General features: G+C 71.9%; 1 protein-coding gene, 1 pseudogene and 1 CRISPR repeat array. The gene and the pseudogene both read right to left on the bottom strand.

What is annotated here, in order from left to right; genetic code table 11:
- Window positions 1-153: 153 nt before the first annotated feature.
- A CRISPR array of direct repeats spans window positions 154-792; the repeat unit is 29 nt; unit sequence GTCCTCCCCGCACGCGCGGGGGTGTTCCG.
- A gap of 72 nt (window positions 793-864) precedes the next feature.
- Window positions 865-2,094 (bottom strand): ERAP1-like C-terminal domain-containing protein, encoded by a 1,230-nt coding sequence (locus ACFV5N_RS27210; protein ID WP_385605012.1) that lies wholly within the window; start codon window positions 2,092-2,094, stop codon window positions 865-867.
- A 12-nt stretch (window positions 2,095-2,106) separates the two neighbouring features.
- A pseudogene (locus ACFV5N_RS27205) lies at window positions 2,107-2,232 on the bottom strand (M1 family aminopeptidase); the annotation flags it as partial.
- Window positions 2,233-2,297 lie beyond the last annotated feature (65 nt).

The raw sequence follows: 2,297 nt of genomic DNA, 5'->3' as shown, positions 1-2,297 counted from the left end.
CACCCTCCCGCGCCGCAGGAACCCGCACCCACCCACCCCACCAGGAGCAACCTCGGACACAACAGAGGAACAACCCACTACCCTTCAACTGGTGGACCACAGTGAGCTAGCCAAGGAATGGCAAAGCCCTCACTAAACCCCAGCTCAAAAAGGGTCCTCCCCGCACGCGCGGGGGTGTTCCGCGAACCGGCAGGCGGCTGAAGACCTCGAAGCGGTCCTCCCCGCACGCGCGGGGGTGTTCCGTCCATCAGCTTGTTGACGTTGCTGGTCCCGAAGTCCTCCCCGCACGCGCGGGGGTGTTCCGTGAGGCAGCTCCACATGGCGGTGACGGCATGGGTCCTCCCCGCACGCGCGGGGGTGTTCCGAGCTGGGACGCACCGGCCGGTCGGTGGGCATCGTCCTCCCCGCACGCGCGGGGGTGTTCCGCGCAAGGGGATCGGGCGCTCGTGATTTTCAGGGTCCTCCCCGCACGCGCGGGGGTGTTCCGCTCGCCGATGTCGCGTCGCTGCGGCGTGCGGCGTCCTCCCCGCACGCGCGGGGGTGTTCCGCGCGCCATCGCCCGCGCCCGCCGGGAGGGCTGGTCCTCCCCGCACGCGCGGGGGTGTTCCCTGACGGCATGGCTCCTGCGCGCGGAGGCCAGGGTCCTCCCCGCACGCGCGGGGGTGTTCCGATGAGAACGCCGTCCTTGGGCTCGGCGGTGACGTCCTCCCCGCACGCGCGGGGGTGTTCCGTGGAAGCGCAGGGAGGCCGCCGCCCTCGACGAGTCCTCCCCGCACGCGCGGGGCGCCCCGTGTCCGGGCGGGTCGCTGCCCCCGGGGGCAGCGGCCCGCCCGGGGCAGTGGCCGCCAGGGCGGCGCCCCTCGCTCACGTCCAGGGGCGTTCGCGGACTCGGAGGGCGCGGCGGAGGTCGTCCGTTTCGTCGGTCAGTTTGCGGTGGAGTGCCTGCGGCAGGGGCTCCCGCAGGGCTGCTTCCGCCAGGGTCAGGGTGGTGTGGTCCGTGAAGGGGTGGGGGAAGGCGTGGCGTGCCGTGGCCACGGCCAGGGCGTGGCCGCGGCGGGTGGCTACGCCGGCTGCGGCCGGGAAGTAGCGTTCGACGTAGGGGCGCAGCAGTTCCCGTTGGCGTTCTTCCGGTTGCCAGAAGCCTTGTGCCGTGGCGGTGAAAAGGTAGTTGGAGAGGGTGTCGGCCGGGTCGAAGAGGGCGTGCCAGGCGGTGGCTTTGGCTTCGGGGTCGGGGAGGGCGGCGAGGCAGCGGGCGGCGCCTTCTTCGCCTTGGGCGCTGGGGTCGCGTTCGGCTTCTGCCCGGATTTCGGTTTCGTCGGTGGCGCCGAGGGTGGCGAGCCGGTAGAGGATCCGCCAGCGCAGTTCGGGGTCGTGGCCGGTGGTGTCGTCGGCGAGCCAGGTGCGGAGGGGTGTTTCGCCGGTGGCGCTGCGGATGGCGGTGCGCTGGGCGATGAGGTGTTTGGCGTTGTCCTGGCGTTCGGTGGCGTGGTGGGCGAGGTCGGTGGCGAGTTCGGTGAGGAGGGTGAGTGCTTCGGTGCGGGCGGGTTCTTCGCCGGCGAGGTAGCGGTCGGTGATCTGGGTGGTGGCGAAGGCGAGGACGCTTTCGACGATGGCGGTTTCGGGTTCGGTGGGCAGGTGGTGGCGGGCGGCTTCCAGGTAGGCGTGCGGGGGGAGTTCGGCGTCGCGGACCATGTCGCGGGCGGCGTTCCAGACGACGGTGCGGCTGAGGGGGTCGGGGAGTTGGGAGAGGACGTTCTGGGCGGTGGTCCAGGAGCGGGGGTCCAGTCGTACTTTGGCGTAGGTCAGGTCGCCGTCGTTGACGATGAGGAGGTCGGGGCGGTTGCCGGGGGCGGTGAGGGTGGTGGTGGGTTGGCCGGCGGTCAGTTCGATCTCGTGGGTGGCGCGGTGGTGTGCGCCGTCGTAGGCGCCGATGTGGAGGCGGTGGGGCCGGTTGCCGTGGTGTTCGAGGGTGAGGGTCCAGTTGGTGTCGTGGTCGGTGTGCTCGGTGACGGTGGGGGTGAGGAGGTCGGGTCCGCTGGTGCGCAGCCAGGCGTCGGCCCAGGCGTGGACGTCGCGTCCGGAGGCGCGGGCCATGGCGTCGATGAAGTCGGCGAGGGTGGCGTTGCCGAAGCGGTGGCGGGCGAAGTGGTCGTTGACGCCGGCGAGGAAGGTGTCCTGGCCGAGCCAGGTGACGAGTTGGCGGAGTGCGGAGGCGCCTTTGGCGTAGGAGATGCCGTCGAAGTTGAGCCAGGCGGAGGCGGTGTCGGGGACGCCGACGCGTTAGGGGGCGACGGGGT

The organism is Streptomyces sp. NPDC059853, assembly GCF_042731495.1.
Taxonomy (GTDB): domain Bacteria; phylum Actinomycetota; class Actinomycetes; order Streptomycetales; family Streptomycetaceae; genus Streptomyces.
Note: the sequence above shows the minus strand (reverse complement) of the source record. Positions and strands in the feature narration are given on the sequence as shown.